The organism is Pseudomonas sp. UBA5706 (assembly GCF_002419965.1).
Classification (GTDB): Bacteria; Pseudomonadota; Gammaproteobacteria; order Pseudomonadales; family Pseudomonadaceae; genus Aquipseudomonas.
Genome location: NZ_DIHC01000043.1, coordinates 141,243 through 157,919 on the forward strand (window position 1 = coordinate 141,243; position 16,677 = coordinate 157,919).

General features: G+C 56.8%; 13 protein-coding genes. 5 read left to right on the plus strand and 8 right to left on the minus strand.

What is annotated here, in order from left to right:
• Positions 1 to 30 precede the first annotated feature (30 nt).
• From B3I26_RS21450 to B3I26_RS21485, 8 genes are all read right to left on the minus strand, one after another.
• The gene (locus tag B3I26_RS21450; RefSeq protein WP_296260626.1) at positions 31 to 717 is read right to left on the minus strand and encodes a hypothetical protein; all 687 of its coding nucleotides are present in this window, start codon (positions 715 to 717) and stop codon (positions 31 to 33) included.
• 489 nt (positions 718 to 1,206) lie between these two features.
• Positions 1,207 to 1,932 carry an aspartate/glutamate racemase family protein gene (locus B3I26_RS21455; RefSeq protein ID WP_296260627.1) on the minus strand — a complete coding sequence of 242 codons (726 nt, stop codon included), beginning with the start codon at positions 1,930 to 1,932 and terminating at the stop codon, positions 1,207 to 1,209.
• Positions 1,929 to 3,143, minus strand: a complete 1,215-nt coding sequence (locus B3I26_RS21460; protein ID WP_296260629.1) for a DUF917 domain-containing protein — start codon at positions 3,141 to 3,143, stop codon at positions 1,929 to 1,931. Before B3I26_RS21460 ends, B3I26_RS21455 begins: the two co-directional genes overlap by 4 nt.
• Positions 3,128 to 5,539, minus strand: a complete 2,412-nt coding sequence (locus B3I26_RS21465; RefSeq protein WP_296260630.1) for a sigma 54-interacting transcriptional regulator — start codon at positions 5,537 to 5,539, stop codon at positions 3,128 to 3,130. The genes B3I26_RS21460 and B3I26_RS21465 overlap by 16 nt, the downstream gene beginning before the upstream one ends.
• A gap of 307 nt (positions 5,540 to 5,846) precedes the next feature.
• Positions 5,847 to 7,181, minus strand: a complete 1,335-nt coding sequence (locus B3I26_RS21470; RefSeq protein ID WP_296260631.1) for a virulence factor family protein — start codon at positions 7,179 to 7,181, stop codon at positions 5,847 to 5,849.
• 187 nt (positions 7,182 to 7,368) lie between these two features.
• Positions 7,369 to 8,877, minus strand: coding sequence for a hypothetical protein (locus tag B3I26_RS21475; protein ID WP_296260633.1), 1,509 nt, complete (start codon positions 8,875 to 8,877; stop codon positions 7,369 to 7,371).
• Positions 8,878 to 9,041: 164 nt separating this feature from the next.
• Complete coding sequence (locus tag B3I26_RS21480; protein ID WP_296260634.1) at positions 9,042 to 9,974, minus strand: LysR substrate-binding domain-containing protein; 933 nt, start codon at positions 9,972 to 9,974, stop codon at positions 9,042 to 9,044.
• Between the two features lie 201 nt (positions 9,975 to 10,175).
• On the minus strand, positions 10,176 to 11,099 hold the full coding sequence (locus B3I26_RS21485) for a DMT family transporter (RefSeq protein WP_296260635.1): 924 nt from the start codon (positions 11,097 to 11,099) through the stop codon (positions 10,176 to 10,178).
• 156 nt (positions 11,100 to 11,255) lie between these two features.
• On the opposite strand from B3I26_RS21485, the gene gcvA reads away from it, so the two are divergent.
• The 5 genes from gcvA to B3I26_RS21510 all read left to right on the plus strand — a co-directional run bounded on the left by gcvA (position 11,256) and on the right by B3I26_RS21510 (position 16,638).
• Positions 11,256 to 12,164 (plus strand): transcriptional regulator GcvA, encoded by a 909-nt coding sequence (gene gcvA / locus B3I26_RS21490; protein WP_296260637.1) that lies wholly within the window; start codon positions 11,256 to 11,258, stop codon positions 12,162 to 12,164.
• Between the two features lie 428 nt (positions 12,165 to 12,592).
• Entirely contained in the window at positions 12,593 to 13,036 is a 444-nt protein-coding gene (locus B3I26_RS21495) for a cupin domain-containing protein (protein ID WP_296260639.1), read from the plus strand.
• Positions 13,036 to 14,544 carry a methionine--tRNA ligase gene (locus B3I26_RS21500; RefSeq protein ID WP_296260640.1) on the plus strand — a complete coding sequence of 503 codons (1,509 nt, stop codon included), beginning with the start codon at positions 13,036 to 13,038 and terminating at the stop codon, positions 14,542 to 14,544. The genes B3I26_RS21495 and B3I26_RS21500 overlap by 1 nt, the downstream gene beginning before the upstream one ends.
• 13 nt (positions 14,545 to 14,557) lie before the next feature.
• Positions 14,558 to 15,682 carry an NAD(P)/FAD-dependent oxidoreductase gene (locus B3I26_RS21505; RefSeq protein WP_296260641.1) on the plus strand — a complete coding sequence of 375 codons (1,125 nt, stop codon included), beginning with the start codon at positions 14,558 to 14,560 and terminating at the stop codon, positions 15,680 to 15,682.
• On the plus strand, positions 15,679 to 16,638 hold the full coding sequence (locus B3I26_RS21510) for an ABC transporter substrate-binding protein (protein ID WP_296260643.1): 960 nt from the start codon (positions 15,679 to 15,681) through the stop codon (positions 16,636 to 16,638). The genes B3I26_RS21505 and B3I26_RS21510 overlap by 4 nt, the downstream gene beginning before the upstream one ends.
• Positions 16,639 to 16,677: the final 39 nt, after the last annotated feature.

The following is a 16,677-nucleotide window of genomic DNA, read 5'->3' on the forward strand; positions in this document are numbered from 1 at the left end:
GTCTCTTGCCCACCGAACAGGACTCAGTGATCAATCATGTTCGAGCAGAATGCCTGTGCGCTCCTGCTGTATCGACAGCAGGCGATCTATAACTTCACGAGACACCATAGAGACCTGCGAGTAGCTCACCGACATCTTGATAGTGCTGCCACTCATGGTGGCGGTCACGGTGGCGGAGTTCATCCCATCCGGAAAGACAATCTTCTGTGGCCCGACCGACACGTTGCTGGAAATCACTTCGCCGAGTACCAGATCATTGAAGAGTCCCACGTAGTAGGTTGGCGTGACTTGGAACTGCGCGGAGGCGCCGCTGACGACACTTTTCTTGAACACGGAACCCTGCCCGCTCATGCCAATGCCGAGATTGGCCAGCTGGTTGGAACTGTTCGTGATAATGATCGAGTCGGATGGCGCACTACCTGTACTCGGTACCAACTGCTGCACGTTGTCCTTGAACACGCACTCCCAGACGCTGCCCAGTTCTGCCTCCAGGGTTTGGCTCGCCTTGTAAACGCCGATCCCACCGATCTGCTTGTAATTGGCAATGGCAACGTTGTAATCCACCTCCCACTCAACACCACTTGAGCCCTTTGTCGGAACAGTAGTCTGTTTCCAGGAGACGCTCTCCAGACCGGTGGAGTTGGGCAGCTCTTGATAGACACCCATGGTCCAAGTTGCATCGGTGTTGTTTTCAAAGTCGACGTAGTAAGCGCTCATCTTTATTGCTCCATGAATTACGTAACCGTTATGTGGGCATAGCATTCAGGCCGAGAAGGTACGAAGTGTTAGTTCGCACTCAGAACGCTCAACCTGTTCATTGGAGAGAGCAACCACCGTGCCACTGATATAATTTCATTAATATCATAGGCTTAAGACGTATCCATCCTTTCAGACTGGACGAAATCGGCCATCTGGCCCAAAGGCGGCTGGACGAAATCGACCAGCGAAAAGACTGGCGAGCGAAAAGCGGCACGGAGGCTCCCAAAGCACCGTGATCAAACGACTGGGCACTGGAGGTTTCCGTGGATATCGGTATGGAGTTCATGGATGAGCGAAGGGCTACAGGTGTATAGGTAGATGCGTTGACCATGGCGCAGCCACGTCTCGCCGCATTGTTTCACGAGTAGGCGGACTGTCTGACGAAGAGGCTGATGCGGTATGGGGTGACGACCACCTTGTACAACTAAGGTGGCCAAACCTCCAGAGTTAAGCAGTTGGCAGCGCTGCCTTGCTGTAGCAGAGTCGACTGGGGCGCAGACGCATACGCACCAACGAGACTAGGAAGCTGAAGCCACATTGGTTGGGGTCGAGCACCGGCACATAAGAGCCCAGTGCATCCTCGAGCAATGCTGCAACGCGTGAGGCGACATCAACGAAGCCGGTACAACCCAATAGGATCGATTGTGCGCCGTCTTGCTCGACCGCCTGGAGCGCTGCCTCGAACGTCTTGACCACCACGACATCCAGATTGGAGAGTTGCGCGACCGGGCAATTGATCGAGCGGATAGAGGCAAACGATTGCGACAAGCCGTAAGCCGCTACATGGCCCAGTTGCATGGCCAAGGTGCTCTGCATGATGGTCACGATGGAAAAGCGTTGAGACAGGTTCAAAGCGCTGAAAGCAGAAGTCGGGAAACCGCCTACGATGGGGATGTCGATGACCTCGCGAGCGACCTCTACCCCGCACATGTCGAAATCGCTGAGCCAGATGCCCTGGAACCCGTCTAACTCGATGGCTTGCGCCGCCCTTGCGACTGCTAGGGCATTCTCGGTCAGGTTGAGCCTGTTCTCGATGCAGGGATTTCCCTGGTGGATATTGCGCACTTCGACCTGTACATCCGGGGGAATGACTGAGCGCACGGCGTCCAGCAATTTCTGGTTGTAAGCATCGGTGTTGACCGGCGCCAGAATACAGATTCGCAGGTTGCTCATAGTGTCGCCTCTACGTCCTTCGTCAGCCCCACCGGTTTGTAGGAGCCCATGTAGCCGATAGCCTCCAGCATCTGCATGAAACTCCAGAGGATCAAACCACCGGCCTCACACAACGATGGCTCCGCTTGCCAGGCCAGCAGGGTTACCTTGCGCTGTTCCAACTCTGGGCTGATGGTCCCGTCCGCTTGCACCACATCACCATTGGAGAACACCATAGAATCAGGGCTCTCGACAAAGTACGCGATGCTGTCAGGTGCCATTGCCAGGGGCTTGGGCGAGCGACTACTCCATGCCAGTAAGGACTCGTTTTCGTAGATCACGCTTATGTGAGCATCCCCATCGCGGATATGAACCTTGCCAATATCGAACCCCCCGGCAGTGCTCAGATTTGCTGACACAAATTGGCTTGGGCCTGAAATGGCGTAAGCGGTTAGGCCGAAATGGTGCTGCAGGAAAGTGATCATGGCCTGTGCCGTCTCGATCTTGCCGTCCTGCAAAGCTCGTCCTAGCGTCAGGGCGCGCGACAAGGTTCCTTGAATAGGCAAAGCTTTGCCCAACGAGTCCGGCGTCATAACCCACATGGCTAAACCGCCGAAATCTTTGAATTGGGGCGCGGCAACAATCGGTCGCATCATTTGTTCGATGATTACGGCGGCATTGCTCTGGTAACTGGCAGAGTTGTCCGGACTCTCTTGGGGGGTAACATTCAGTTCCACGCAGAGCCCTGCCTGGCTGACCATAAATGCCGGTCGAGGTGTCACGCCCGCTGCCGCGAAGGTCAGCATCGGCAATGACGGCACCGCTCGGCCAGCACCGTCAGCATCGATCACCTCCAGTCCCAACCGCGCGGCCACCAGGCAGGCGACGACGAAGCCTAGAGCACCGCTTTCGGGGGGGACCAAATAGGCAAGCTCTCTGCCCTCTGCGGCAAGGCGCTGTTGGATGGCCTGGACGGCCAGAACCGGTCCATCCGGATAGATACAGCCGGCAATTGCCTCTGGAGCCCCCATGTAAGCCAACATGACGCTGTCGCCGTTCAAGGCCTCGGCTACGCTCACCACACGAATCCGTTCGCTTGGGTAGTAATCCCCCTGGTGAAAGTGTTTGACCAGGTGGCGTGCCGAGAGCAGCGTACCGCCGCCTCCGCTTCCAAAGAAGCAGCCACCCAATAACAAGGGTTCCAGATCGTTGCGTCCTAACTCATAGGCCATGTTGTAACTCCCTTTAATTGACGAGTTTTCTCCAGATCAGCGCGTAACTGAATGAGCAAGTCTAAGGCCCGCTTCAGACCCGCATACGAAGTCTGTGGATCTACGCCACGCACAGCCTGGGAAAGAGCCTCAACCGCCTGCTCATGGCGACCGGTCTGACTCAACAGCAGTGCCAGCTGCGTAGCCGCCCTTAAAGCGGCGGGCACCGCGCCCAGCGCCAGGGCCGTTGACAGGGCGTTGTGCAGAGCACTTTCAGCGCCGGCAAGATCGCCTGCGGCCAATACGCCACAGGCCTTAAGCACCAGTAACTCGCTGAGATAAACGCGCTCCTGGTGGTCCAGCGCCAAGTCCAATGCGTGGGATACCAGGCTGAGGGACTCGCGGAAGCGACCCGCGCGCAAGAGGATCTCGCCTCGCTTCCATGCCTGGAATGAGTGAAACAAGCGACCACCATTGCGCAGCACATGGTTCTCGTAGCCATCAACGGTAGTACGCTCGGCTTCATCAAGACAGCCTTCTGAGCCCATGCAAAAACCACGAAATACTTGGCCAACCCCCTGATAGAAAGAGAACTCGTATTCCTCGGCAAGACTTTCCAGCTCAAGCGCCAAGGGTTTCAGTATTCCGTACTCTTCGAACAAACTGGCTATCCAGGCAGCGCCTTGAAGAGCAATGATTCGATTAAAGGCGTTGTATTGCCTCTTCGAAGCCCTTTCGGCCAGTTGTTCCATGATGTCCCAGGCACGCTGAAAAAAACCCAGTTCGAAGGCCGCCAAGCCTTCCAGGGTAATAGCTAATCCGACAAGATCTAAACCCTGAACATGCGGCCAAGCTGGGTGAAACTCACTGGAGATTCTGGCTCTCGATAGGCAGGCCAGGGTCTCGACTTTGTCGCCCAGCCAAAAGAGTGTGTTCGCCATGGCGACGTGGGCTTCCATCAGCATGTCGGCGCTACCACTGGCATGCGCACGTTGCAGCATTTCCTGGGCGGTCGAGCGGGAGTCAGCCAAATCCAATCTCATCAACTGGGTGGTCCAGATGCCGAACTGTATCGAGGACAGCTCGTCGGCATTGCACAGACCTCGACCTACTTCCAGGGCTGCTTCGTAACTGGCGGTGCTGGTAAGGCTCAACCAGCCCTCTATACTGCGAAAGCTGACGCCAAGCAGGCGATGGAGTTCGAACTGCAGGTGCCAGATATCCTTGCGTTCATACATTTCGCTGGCAACTGCAAGGCCTTTTTGAAGAAGTGGTAGCGCTTCACGGAAATTGGCACTGGCCACTAGGGTACGCCCCTTTTCTAGACACCGTTCCACTTCCAGGTGTTTGTCTTCGCGCAGTTTCAGGCGCCGCTCTATTACCTTTCGGTTCACCCCGAGCAACTGAGCTGCCGCCGTTTTGTTGCCCGCACAAACCTGAAGTGCATGCTCGATCAGCAGTTGCTCCGCAGCGGCCAGTTTATCCTCGCCCTCAAGTTGCAGCAGGGATTCTGCCAATCCGGATAAGTCTTCCAGCGCTGGTTGCTCTTGAGATAGGAAGGGCTGCAACTGTGCCAAGTCGATCAGCACGTCTTCCGCCAGTACGCAGATTCGATCGATCAGATTGCGCAACTGCCGCACGTTACCTGGCCAAGCCTGGCGGCACAGCAGTGCCATAGCCTCGACCGTGAAAGACAGTGGTTTAGTTTGGTTACGACAAAAATATTCGACAAGGTCGGGGATGTCCTCCCGGCGCTGCTCCAGGCTTGGTAGCTCCAATTCGAACACAGCTAGCCTGTAGTACAGATCTTCGCGAAAACGCTCCTGCTGCACCAACGCCTTCAGATCACGGTGGGTAGCGACGATAACGCGCCCCTCGAAACGCTGGCTTTCGCTCGAACCCAACGGCCGGTATGAACGGGTTTCCAAAATACGCAGCAACTTGGGTTGCAGCGACATCGGCAACTCGCCGATTTCATCGAGGAATAAGGTACCTCGCCCGACCATCTGCAAATGTCCAGCGCGATTGCTGCCGGCGCCTGTAAACGCACCTTTGACGCAGCCGAACAATTCCAGCTCAAGCAAATTTTCCGGAATGGCACCGCAGTTTAAGTCGATAAAGGGTAGACCCGGAGCCCCCAGGTGATGCACCATCTGCGCCGCAACTTCTTTACCGGCACCCGTAGGGCCGCTGATCAGGACAGTACGATCAGTGCTGGCGACACGATGGATAAGGCGTTGCAGATGTTGCAATGCCTTCGAGCTTCCTACCATCTGCGGTCCGGTAGGGGGTGTTGGGCCCGCGAAGCTGCCATCTCCAGAATGAGCTACATGCATCGTCTTTATAATCCCTTGCGAAGACAAGCGGATCTGGCATTCGCTCCCGGTTTCAGCGGCTCCTGCCAGCATCGGGCACATGCTCGGCATCCGGGCTCCCGCGCCACTGCCTCACACGATAACTATCGATTTCACACTCTAGCGGTAAACTGAGATTGTGAATATAGCTCGGCAACCATGGAAATCGCTGGCGCCACCGGACACCTACCGCGATTAATGTCTGGTTCAGGACCGAAGCAGTCCAAGCATAGGCTGTAAATGTCTACGGTGCCGGGGCGATTCACTATGGCATGAACTCGAAAATCGACTGGCTTCAATTCTCGATATTCAGCGTTCCTTAAGATTTCACCAATATCAAGGAACAAGTACAGTACAGGCAACTACCGTCCTATTGCTCCAAAGGTCTTTTCATAAAGTCGATGAGATAGCCGGACAAGGTGTCGTAATCATCGTTGAAGTGATGATTGCCGGGCACCCCCAGCACTTTGCCCACGATAGTTGTATCAGTACACCCGCTTTTGCGCGCTTCGTCCGTACCGTAAATGCAGAACACCTTGCTCGCGGGCAGTTGGGCCATTTCCGGGGCTGTTGAGTATTTGCCTGTGTCCTTGCCCATCATCCCCTCGATGCGGATTTCGAAGTTAGCATTGCGGGCAAAAGACAAGAGCACAATGCTGTCGATATCCGCTTTATCTACGGCGGGCAGACGGTTGTACAGCGCAGGCAGCACGTCGGCGCCAAAGGAATATCCAGCAAGAATGAAGTGCTTGATGCCCCAGACCTGACGATAGTGTCCCATCATCTCCGATAACTCGGATGCGCTCTTTTCCGGGCTCTTGAAATCCCAGTAGTAGTTCAAGGCATCTACGCCGACCACCGAAATGCCGGCATCGGAAATACGCTCGGAGACTTTTTTGTCCAGCCCCCGCCACCCTCCGTCACCCGAATAGAAGATGGTCAGCGTATCGCTGGGGGCGGTAGCAGGCAGCTCCATCAGCGGTAGCTTATTGAGTATGTTCAGTTCGGGGATATTCAGGATCTGATGACGCAAGTAGGTTTCCAATTCTTCGGAGACCAATTTCCGTGGCGTGACTGGGCTCGTGACGTGGGTGGCGACCCCATTCCTCCAAATGGTCAGCTTGTTCGACGTCACGTTGTGCCACGTCCCTTTCGAAGGCAGCACGGTGGCCGGGCCGGCGCAGACTTCCTTGGCGGGCTCTCCGATGCTGTCGGTCGTCAGCGAGACAGCAATGGCTTGCTCGTTTTTCTGCAATGACAGCCAGCGTTGCGCCAGGATCGCTTCCTCATCCAGTCCCACCACGATGTCGGCGGCGGGCGCGAACCGTCGCATGGACTCGTCAAAAAGTCGAAGCGCCTGCAAACAGTCCGTGGCGGGAAGTTCGACTTTCAAGAGGGTGGCCGAAGCATCGAAACTTAACTTGCGCAGACGCTTGGTGTTCAAATCGTTGTTGATAGGCGCGGCAATGACGATGGTTTTCGTCGAGTTGTTGGGCACGAAAAGCGTCAGTGTGGAAGAACCGCCAAGGTCGTGGGTCTGAACGGTCGGAAGGACTCGCGGTAACGTAGCCCTTCGCGCTTTGCGCTCGACGACGGAATGGGAATGCAGCAGCAGGGCAGTCACCAAGGCCAGGACGAGGCCAATCACCACCACGATCACTTTCCTGTTTTTGAATCGATGGCGGAGCGTTTCTGGTTTTTTCATCGTTCAGATCATGATTAAAAAGGCTGCCTATAGTGCGCAGCCACTGTATCGCCATCAAGCTGTCTGAAGACTGATAGAGCGTTAATTCCACTGATTCGCGCACGAACAGAAACCCACTCGAAGTGGGTGTTCTGTATTTAACGTTTTGGATGACCGTTTACGTGTTGGCGCGCGCAGGCTCTGACCATTACTCGTTGCTTTGATAGGCAACGTTGAACCTGGCCTGCGGATGCGCCGCCTGATAGGCCATCATGGTCGTGCGTAACTTGAGCGCCGATGGCGTGTCCGTGGCGTAGAACGCCACGGTGTCGAAGGCAGCGGCAATCTTTGGCACCGTCAGTTGCAGGTCGGCAACCTTGATCCAGTTCGCCGGGTGCTGTGGAAACCATTCGTCATAGACGAAGGCGTAGTGCACGTCCTTCTTGCTCATCAGGGTTTGAATCCATTGCGGGCCGGTCTCGGACTTGCGCAGTTTCAGCGCTTCCAGGCTGCCCAGGCCCCAGAGGTCAAGGACATAGCGATGACTGTTCAGCGCCACCAGCCCTAGATCGTTAACAGCCACGGGCTGGTCCAAGTCCTTGGCGATCATCGCCATGGCGTATTGCTGGTTATGAATGGCCTGCGCGGCGAGCGGTGTACTGAACGTGGTGTACACCAGCGGGGCGAACGCCAGGGGCAGCAGTGCGAATATCAAGGCGACCGAGCGCTGCTTGAGGCTGGTCAATGCCCACTGAATGAAGAACACCCCAAGAAAGCTCAGCCAATAGATTTCGTAGCGGCCGTACCAGCCGTTTTTACCGAGCAATACATGCAAGGCCGTCACGCCGATCAGCAGGACCACCAGCGAACGACGCTGGATGAAAAACCCACACATCACCAGCATCAGCACAATCACCCAGCCGTATTTCTCGAACTGGTTAATAGCGTTGAGCACGATGGATTTGACGCCGGAGGTGTCGGATTTGGCGATTACCGAGGACGGCAGCCAGCCCATGCCGATGTGATCCAGGAACAGCGAGAACCCGCCAACCAAGGCAACGATCACCGCGCCGCACGCCACTGTGCGAACACCTTCGCCTTTCATGAGCAAATAGAGCAGCACGGGCATGGAAATCGCCAGACCCTCATAGCGCACCAAGGGAAGCAAAATGATTGCGCCATACACCCACGGCGTAACGGCAAGGCCGCGCAGTTCCTTGGCCAACACGGCCTGCGCGATCGAGACGGCGAGGAATACCTGCAAGCAATGCTCCATGCCGTTGAAGATGAGGCCGTAGAAATTGGTTGCCAGCAGCCAGCCGCCCAGAATGAACATTTTCGGCCATATGCCTACGCCTTGGAGCATCTGCAACAAGAGGCGAAAGGTGAGGAAGGAGAAAATCAGATTCAGGACGAGCGGAACCTTGTACATCGCGACGCCGAGAAAGCCGAATGGCGCAAGGATCAAAGGCCAAATGATGCTCGATGAGGGTGCCGAAAACTCGATGGGATTGATGCCGTAGTGGCCGTTGAATATCTGCCGTGCCAGCGTCAGATGAATGTAGGGATCGTCGAGGGTATAGAAAAATTCGCCGCCGTTGAGCGCGACGACCGACAGCATCAATAGCACAACGGGCGCGAGAAACAGCAGGCAAATGATGCGTCGGTCCGACACGCTGGATGTTGCCGGCAGAGAGGCGAGGGTAGCGGTATCCATAGCGATGGCACTCGAGTGCGTCCATGACGGACGCACTATAGGCATAGCCTTGGGCGAACAGGTCATCGCAATTGTTGATACCCCGCCTGGAACACGATGGTGAAGCGGCGTCATAAAACCAGCATCGGGCGCGGTGGTTCATGCGCTGTCCGATGCGGTGAAGGTCAAGCGACCCTGTGTGCGCCGTCCATTTCTTGTAGATGACTCACAGCTGTCTTGCCCGCCTGCTGCACCGCCCATTTCATGAATTCGACGATCGCCCATTCTTCGCGCCGTTCCTTGGCGCAGTACACAAAATAATCGAATTTCAGTTCCCCGGTACTGTTCATAACCTGCACCAAACGTTTGGTGCGCAAGGCTTCGTAGGCAAAGATATTGCTGACCAGCGCAATGCCCTGGCCTGCGCAGGCAGCACTAATCAAAAGGGACTCGTCGCCATAGCTCGATCCCTGAATGATCTTGCGATGGCCCATGCCAAACGCGTTCATCCAGACCTTCCAATGATTGCATTCGGTGCTCTGCAACAGTGGATAAGTCAGGCAGTCCTGGGGGCTTTCGATATTGGACCGCTTAGCGAGCAGATCCGGGCTGCACACGGGTATCAGGTAGGAGGACCATAAGCGTGCGGCGTGGTTATCAGGATTGGCCGCCATTTCGCGCTGGATCGAGATATCCACATGACCATGCTTGAGGTCGGAAAGTCCGCTGCAAATCTGGATCGAGATTTCGATGGTCGGGCAGCGCTCGTTGAATTCACCAAGCGCAGGGATCAGCCAGGAACTGGCGATGGTCGATGTCGTGCTGATCACCAGGCGGGTCTGCCGCGGCTGTTTGAGCGCCGCGCCCGACCAGGCTTTTTCGATGACGTTAAAGGTGTCGGACAACTCATCCAACAGGCTTCGGCCGCTGGACGTCAGCTGAATGCCCTTGGCATCGCGCTCGAACAAGCGCTTGCCGAATTGATCCTCTAACCCTTTGATCTGTTGGCTGATCGCAGCAGGGGACACGCACAGGTGGTCGGCCGCACGTTTCATGCTACCGACCCTGCACACCTCGACGAAGGTGCGAAGGGCTATCAACGGGATCGCTCTGCTCATCGCGCGTGCTCCACCCCAGGAATCGGATCTGTACACCGAAGGGCCAATGCGTCATTTGTTGTCGCCATGTCGTTGCTTCCAAAAACCTGTTTTTGCCATGGCTGCGCACGTTTTTCGCAAACACCGGACGCAGCCGGTCTCTGTCCGGTAAGCGCTAACCAGCAATCGCTTCATGGTTTGCGGTGGATAAGCGGTCGAGAGTCAGGTGGTCGCGGAGGAGTCTGGCGTGTGTTTGACAGGTTTGGGTTTGCCCTTGCTGAGCACGAACCATACGGCCAGGCAGATCAGGCCGCCGCCATACAGATGCCCGGCTGACAGGTGTTCATCTAGAAACATCACGCCCCAGAGCACACCAAACGGAGGGATCAGGAAAGTCACTGTCAACGAGCGAACCGGGCCGATGTCAGCGATAAGTCGGAAGTACAGGATGTATGCGCACGCTGTGCACACGAAGCCTACTGCTGCCAGTGATAACCAAACGGTGGAGTCGCCCCAACTGGCAGGCGGATTGACGGTCGCCGAGACCGCAAAGAACGGCATCAAGAACAGAGTCGCCCCGATCTGGCTGCCGAAAGCAACGAGCTTGGCATCCAGCCCGCCTTTGTCGGCGATCCACTGACGCGTGAGAAACCCTGCCGCACCGTAGCAGCCGGTTGCGACCAGGCAGGCCAACGCACCCATCACCACTGTGCTGGTAAAGGTCACAGGGCCGGTGGTGGTGAGCAATGTTATCCCCAGTAGGCCGATCAATACGCCTGCGGCTTTTTTCGGAGTCAGAGCATCATTGAAGAACATCGAGCCAATCAACACACCCATCAATGGCGTGGTGGCATTGAGAATGGCGGAATAACCAGCGGGCAATAACAGCGCTGCCATGCTGTACATTAAAAAAGGTATGCCGGAGTTAATAACGCCTAATACCATCGAGGCTTTAAGTTTGCCGTTGAAGTCTTGGCGGGTTTTAAGGATCGCTAATATTACCCATAACCCGACGGCGCCCAATAACACGCGAAAGAAGGCAGTCGGGAGTGCGCCTAATACCGGAGCCGCGACGCGCATGAACAGAAAACTTGCACCCCAGATGGCGGCGAGTAGAAGTAGTCGAGCATAATCTGATACACGCATGGCACTTCCTTCCCTAATCAGTGCTTACATCGGATCAACTCGAAACGTGCAGATTGACGTTCGTCGAGTGACGGTGTGATGATTTGAGCAGTGTGTAAAGCCCTGCTCAAGCGAGTTTTTCTAACGCACATAAGATTTTCTTAACTGAGGAAAGGCATGAAATTCCCTCCCTTGTATGCCTTGCTCTGTTTTGAAGCGACGGGGCGTCACGCCAGCATGAAAGTCGCGGCGGGCGAACTTTTCGTGACCCCGGCGGCCATCAGCCAACAGATTGCCAAGCTGGAAAAGGCTGTTGGCGTCACCCTGTTCATTCGCAATACCAAACGCCTGGAGTTGACGCCCGAGGGCAAGATTTATTTGCGTGCCATTCGCCCGGCGCTGGGCCAGATAGCTGACGCCACCCAGCGTCTAATGAGCGACAACGGTCCCAATACCATTACTGTCAGTTGCACCAGTGGCTTTGCAATGCAATGGCTGTTGCCCAGGCTGCCGGACTTTCAGGCAATCTGTCCAGGCATCGAAGTGCTGATCAGCACCACCAACCGCTTGGTGGATTTGTTAGGCGATGGCGTGGACTTCGCGGTGCGCCATGGTCTAGGTCGCTATCCGGGGCTAGAAGTCGAGTTGCTCATCAACGACCGTTTGCAGCCGGTGTGCGTGCCCGGTTTGCTGCCGGATTCACGCTACCTTTCTTCGCCCATCGACCTTAAGAATTACCACCTGCTGCACGACGAGCACCGCGAGGATTGGGCGTTGTGGCTCCGGGCGGTAGGCATCGAGGATGCCGAAGCCGCCGTGCTCCGAGGTTCGGTATTCGTGGATTCCAATGGCGTGATCGAGGCGGCGCTGGCCGGCAGGGGCATCGCGCTGGTGCGGCGCTCGCTGATCCGCGAAGAACTTGCGTCGGGCCGGTTGGTGGTGCCGCTCCGTGCCACCATCGACACCCCGATCGCGTATTACCTGGTGTACGACGAAACAGCCATCCTGCCCAAGTCCAGCCGGCAATTTCGTGATTGGCTGGTGTCGCAGGCCGTCGCCAGCCAGCGGGAATTCACCATGCGTTGAAGGTCGCTGATGTATTCCCAGAGGCTCAATCTGCATCTTCCGCGCCTGTCTTCCAACGTGAATACCTTGAGGCCGCGCCGCCGGTCAATGGTTACTCGTCCCCGATCGCTATCGCCGGCATGCCGAAGTCCATCAGCGTTCTTCGCGCCTGTGCTCTGTAAGGTTTTTCGTGCGCATTAACCATCACAGTTAAGTCATGCTTCAGTATTGCCATCATCAAAAAACTTCGCTGAAAAACAACCTAAGTATTTGATAAAAATGACAATCATGTGAATCTTGGTTAAGTCAAACTTAACCCTTAATTGCGTATTTCTTGTTTGCTCCCTTTACCCGTTTTCTTCAGCTTATCCGTCTACTCAACGGCGTTGCAGGCACGGGCTTGCGTCGGTAATACAACGGGCAGGCTGCCCGGGCTGAAGGAGAGCTTCATGACAGACTTTAAAGTTTTTCGCCCCATGGCTTGGGACAAACTGGTACATGAATATGATCTGGACGGGGCCAGGCTGTTGCCTTGGGACGGTTATCCAACCCCCATCGGCGGCGGTTGGTGCGTAGTGCGACCGGGTACCCAGTCGCTGTCCCATACGCAGATCGACCAAGAGTTTTTCATCGGCATCAAAGGCGCCGCCAAGCTGGTGGTGGGCGATCAGACGTACCCCTTTACCATGGGCGACATCGCTGCCATCCCCAAGCACACCGATCATTACGTGCTCAATGACAGCGATGAGGACTTTCACTTCTATGTGGTGTGGTGGGACCGTGATTCGGCCAACCGTTTTCTGAATGAAGATACCCAGCAGGCCGTGGCGCACAATGAATTCGCTCTGCAAAAAGCCACTGTCCATGACGTGTCCGACCAGAGGGCCCCGTAATGAACAAGCTGCTGGTCACCATCACGCCCCCCACGCCCAATGGCGACCTGCACATCGGCCACATGGCAGGCCCCTTTCTGGCAGCAGACATCTATGCCCGGGCGCAACGTCAGCGCGGGCATGATTGCACCCTGGTGTCTTATTCCGACGACTATCAGTCGTACATGCTGCGTCGTGGCATCGAGCTGGACCGTGCCCCCCAGGAACTGGCGCTGGAGAATACCGACAAGATCAACGACACCCTGAAAAAGATGGGCATCGAAGTCGATTTCTGGATGCGCCCTTACCGCAACAACTACTTCAAGAAGGCCGTCGAGGAAACTTACGAGTGCGCGGTCAAGGCTGGGGCCATCTACAAGAAAGTCAGCCAGGAACCTTACTGCGAGCAGTGCGACAAGTGGGGCTATGAAGCCTTCGGGCGCGGCAATTGTGACCATTGCGGGTCAGACTCCGACGCCAGTCAGTGTGAAGAGTGTGCCCACACGCCGAACGCTTCGAAGATGACTAACTTTCGCTGCAAGTTATGCTCGGAGCCGATGATCTGGCGGCCGGTAGAGCGCGAGTTTCTGGCGCTTTCCAACTTCCGCAGTCACCTCAAAAGCACGTTCGAGCACGCGTCGCTGCGGCCTTTCATTCGTCGCTTCCTCGATGAGGAATTCAACATCGGCCCGGTGGACTGGGGGATTACACGTCCCCATGACGGCGGTCTGGACCTAAAGCCTGATGGCAGTCGGCGCATCCACACCTGGGTGATGGGCCTATCGGGCTATTTGGGCGCGTTTCGCGAATACCTCAACGAGCACAAGCACGCGCCTTGGGAATACGACGAGTACTGCCGATCTGGCAATGGGCGACTGGTGCATTTTCTCGGGTATGACTGCGCCTTCAGCCACATGATCGTTTACCCCGCGTTGCTGCAGACCATGCACGGCTATCGCATGCGCCAGACCTTTTACACCAATCAATTCCTGACGTTGAACGGCAAGAACCTGTCGACCAGCCGCAACTATGCGATCTGGGCCCGGGACCTGGTGGCTCAAGCCTGCACCGACAGCGCGCGGTTTTACCTGGCCTTGATCGCCCCTGAGCAGGATACCGATGACTTCGACGTCGAGAAATTCGCTGCCTGGCGCGAGGAAACCTTTCACGAAGTGCTGGTCAAGCTGGCTGCACAAGCCGAGCGCGAGCGGGTCGATGGCGACAGCCTCAAGGTCAACTCGGCCGACGCAGCAGCGATCAAGATTCTGGTCGCCCGCTGGTTTGAGGTGACCTCGGTGGATCACTTCACGATGAAGGGGTTGGCTGTCCTGCTCAGCGACATGATTAACGCAGCCCGTGATCGCCAGATGCTAGGCAAGCGCATCTTGCCCTACATGGCGCTGATCGGAGCCATGGGCGCGCCGGTATTCCCGGACCTGGCCAAGCATATCCTGCGTTACTGCCGCTTCACTGAGAACGAAGTGTTCCAGCAACTGGTGTACGTCAGCGCCGTTGAGTACGAGATCTGATCAGGAGACGCTGGTGAAAACGTCATTCGATGTGATCGTGGTCGGCGCCGGTGTCATGGGGGCGTCAATCGCTGCTGCTCTGGTTGAAAACGGCCTGGACGTGGCGCTTATGGAAAAGGGCATCGGTGGCGCTCAGGGCGCGACCCGTTATACCGGCGGCATTGTGCGCGGACTGGAGCTTGACCCGGCGCTGCGTTCGTTGACCCGTCGTGGCGCGCATCACGACAGCACCGGCATTGTGCATGAGGTATTCGAACAAGCGCTCAAACGCAGTGGTGTGGCATACATCGCCAGTTCAGAAGTGTGCGGTCGCTATTTGGATGCCCTGGGCAGCCAAGGTACGCAGAACGTCGAGCTGCATGCCTCGGTGAGTGCCTTGGATAACGGACGGTTTACGCCGTTCTGCAAGGATGAATGTTTGCTGATCGAGCGCAACGGTGGAACGGTGGATGCCCGCGCGGCGGTCGCGACTCTATGCCGATACGTTAGCGAGAAGGCAACGTTTCTCGACCATCTGGCCGTCGACCGTTGTGTCGAGCGTGAAGGCTACGTTCAGGTGCACGCGGGCAAGTTGTGTCTGGAGGCGACCTGGGTCGTCGACGCCTGTGGCGCTGACGGCCCACTGCTCAGGCCTCATGGTGCTGTGCACGCGCGGACCATCCCGTTTACCCGGATGGGCTGCGATAGCGCGCCAAGCATGCCGCTCATCGCTCATCATCTGGACACCTATTTGCTCCCTTTGGGTCGCAACCTGATGCAGGTTGGCGGCCAGCGTCGGCATCGCGCCGATCACGCCTCTGCACTCGATCTATCCGTGATGGACAACGAGCAAGACGTTGTCGACCGGGTTGCCAGGCTGGGGTTCGACGGGCCGCACAGCCTTCCGGTCGTCACGCAAGTAGCGTGGGATGCCTACACCGATGACGGCCGGCCTCTGATTGGACGCTCCGGCGCCGGCAGTCATATCTACTTGGCCACAGGATTCTGCGGTATCGGCTTCAAAATGGCACCCAGTGTGTCCGAGCTGCTGGCGTACGAGCTGGGCAGCCTGATGGCTGGGGTGCAGATAGACGCGGAGCATCGTTCGACCCTGGAAGCGTTCAACCCCTCCCGCTTCACCGAGGTGGCCTTGTCATGATGCGCCTGGGTATCTGTGCGGCCCTGGACGTGGGCACCACCTTGCACGCACGCAGCTTCCTGCGTGGCGTTTACCTCTCAAATCACCTTTTCAGCCATGTACGGCGTGCGCAGCATCTGTACTTCGACGATGGCGCCAGTGCCGAGGGTGGGCGTGCCGCCGCCGAGCGTTTTATCGAAGCCGGCGTGGATGCGGTCATTGGGCATTTCGCGTCTGACTCTGCGGCCGCCGTCGCAGAAAGTTATGCACAGGCTGGCATACCGTTGATCCTCCCGGCGTCAACCAGCGCAGCACTGACCGCAGCGGGCAGCACCACTTTCAGAATCTGTGCCTCGGATCGCTTGCTTGCCAAGCGTTTGCTCGACTTCGCTGAGCACGCGGGTCTGCACAGGCTGGCTCTGTTTGCCGACCCGAGCTTGCATGGGCAGCGGCAACTGCATGAACTTCGAAATGCTGTGGACTCGTCAGGCGACTTATCCACAGTAAAAATCGTAACCGATCCCGGCCAAGCCGACGCATTGGTGTTCTGCGGGCGTTTGAAGGCCAGTCACCGTTTCCTTGTGGAAAACCGTGCTGCAGGTTGTGAATTACCGCTGTTTTTTACCGACGACGCGGCATCCCCAGCGCTGATCAGTGGGCTGGACGCGCCCGGGACGGTGTATGTCGTCAGCTTTCCGGTGGCCGCCGATCTGCCGGAAGCGCAGTCAGTGGACCTCGCGTATCAGCAAATGTATGGCACCTCGGCGCCGGTGTACGTCATCGAGACGCTCGCCGCCTTTTCACTGGTAGAGCTTGCCGCGCGCCAACGTCGTGGCCTGCTCGATGCCTTGCGCTTCGATGAGTTTTCCACACCCGCAGGCCCCGTGCGTTTTAACGATGGGGAAAACAGTCACGCCCGGGTTTCGCTTTGGATCTACGCCGACAAGCGCGTCCATGAAAGACGGCTGCTGTATTGAATCGGGCCGCTTAAGGCTCGCCAAGTCTTAGAACTTTTC

Coding starts and splice junctions, on each gene's coding strand:
- B3I26_RS21480 (WP_296260634.1), bottom strand. CDS start 9,974: ATGAGCAGAGCGATCCCGTTGATAGCCCTTCGCACCTTCGTCGAGGTG.
- B3I26_RS21500 (WP_296260640.1), top strand. CDS start 13,036: ATGAACAAGCTGCTGGTCACCATCACGCCCCCCACGCCCAATGGCGAC.
- gcvA (WP_296260637.1), top strand. CDS start 11,256: ATGAAATTCCCTCCCTTGTATGCCTTGCTCTGTTTTGAAGCGACGGGG.
- B3I26_RS21470 (WP_296260631.1), bottom strand. CDS start 7,181: ATGAAAAAACCAGAAACGCTCCGCCATCGATTCAAAAACAGGAAAGTG.
- B3I26_RS21460 (WP_296260629.1), bottom strand. CDS start 3,143: ATGGCCTATGAGTTAGGACGCAACGATCTGGAACCCTTGTTATTGGGT.
- B3I26_RS21475 (WP_296260633.1), bottom strand. CDS start 8,877: ATGGATACCGCTACCCTCGCCTCTCTGCCGGCAACATCCAGCGTGTCG.
- B3I26_RS21495 (WP_296260639.1), top strand. CDS start 12,593: ATGACAGACTTTAAAGTTTTTCGCCCCATGGCTTGGGACAAACTGGTA.
- B3I26_RS21510 (WP_296260643.1), top strand. CDS start 15,679: ATGATGCGCCTGGGTATCTGTGCGGCCCTGGACGTGGGCACCACCTTG.
- B3I26_RS21485 (WP_296260635.1), bottom strand. CDS start 11,099: ATGCGTGTATCAGATTATGCTCGACTACTTCTACTCGCCGCCATCTGG.
- B3I26_RS21455 (WP_296260627.1), bottom strand. CDS start 1,932: ATGAGCAACCTGCGAATCTGTATTCTGGCGCCGGTCAACACCGATGCT.
- B3I26_RS21450 (WP_296260626.1), bottom strand. CDS start 717: ATGAGCGCTTACTACGTCGACTTTGAAAACAACACCGATGCAACTTGG.
- B3I26_RS21465 (WP_296260630.1), bottom strand. CDS start 5,539: ATGTGCCCGATGCTGGCAGGAGCCGCTGAAACCGGGAGCGAATGCCAG.